The 426-nt window shown below is 62.0% G+C and carries 1 protein-coding gene; it reads right to left on the reverse strand.

Going from position 1 to position 426, the window contains the following annotated elements:
- The coding region (locus tag FLX08_RS41125) for a hypothetical protein (protein WP_167530783.1) at positions 1 to 426 on the reverse strand (426 nt) is incomplete at both ends.

The following is a 426-nucleotide window of genomic DNA, read 5'->3' on the forward strand; positions in this document are numbered from 1 at the left end:
CGAACTTGAAGCCCACGACCTTGTAGCCCGAGAGGATCTTCGCGTTGAAGGTCCGCTTGAAGTAGTCGTACTTGTGCTCGTTCGGCTTGGTGTTGGGCTTGGGGGTCCGGAAGTACAGGGTCTTCCCGTCCTGGCTGACCCACGAGTCCTTGTTCCAGTTCTGGTTCCCGTACTCGCGCCCGTCGATCGGAGTCGTGACCGCAGACGTGAAGGGAGCCCAGGGGCCGTTGCTCGTCAGGTTCTTGCCCTTGTTGTAGGACTGGAAGTCGGCGACGCTGACCGCCGTCTCCTTGCCCCACCTCGAGAGCTCCTTGACCTCGACGACGTCGAGCTTCGACAGCGCCGTGGTCTTGTCGGCCGCGAGCTGGTCCTTCGCCTTACCGGCCAGCCACTTGTTCGGGTAGACCTTGGACTCGTACTTGCCGG

It is taken from the genome of Microbispora hainanensis (assembly GCF_006874475.1).
In the GTDB taxonomy this organism is placed as follows: Bacteria; Actinomycetota; Actinomycetes; order Streptosporangiales; family Streptosporangiaceae; genus Microbispora; species Microbispora hainanensis.